At 71.5% G+C, this 432-nt stretch carries 1 protein-coding gene; it reads left to right on the plus strand.

What is annotated here, in order from left to right; all coding sequences use genetic code 11:
- Positions 1–432, plus strand: a 432-nt coding sequence (locus A6F49_RS18110; RefSeq protein ID WP_043056581.1) for an alpha/beta fold hydrolase, incomplete at both ends; no start/stop codon positions are given.

Genomic DNA, 432 nt, shown 5'->3' on the forward strand with positions numbered 1-432 from the left:
GTCGCCGCTCGTCTCGACGAAGAGCTGGATCGCCGATGCCGATCTGCTCCGCTCGCGGATGCCGGCGGAAGTGCGCACCACGCTGGAGAAGTGCGACACCGCCGCCCCGCCGCCAGCCCGGGCCTGCGAGGCGGCGACCTGGGATTTCTACCGCCGCCACGTGATCCGCTCGCAGCGGGCGGACGGCATCGCCGCCTATCGCGCCCGGGCGCCGCGCGATGCCGGCGACACGCTTTACCGGCGCATGTGGGGCAAGGCCGAGTTCGTCTCGACCGGCACGCTCCGGGACTATGACGGCGAGCCGCTGCTGGCGAAGCTCGACGGGCCGAAGACGCTGTTCGTCTGCGGCGAATATGACGAGGCGCGGCCCGAGACTGTCGCCGGGTTCGCCGCACGGGTTCCCGGCGCGACCTTTCGGGAAGTGATGGGATC

It is taken from the genome of Enteractinococcus helveticum, from assembly GCF_001657475.1.
Taxonomy (GTDB): Bacteria; Actinomycetota; Actinomycetes; order Actinomycetales; family Micrococcaceae; genus Yaniella; species Yaniella helvetica.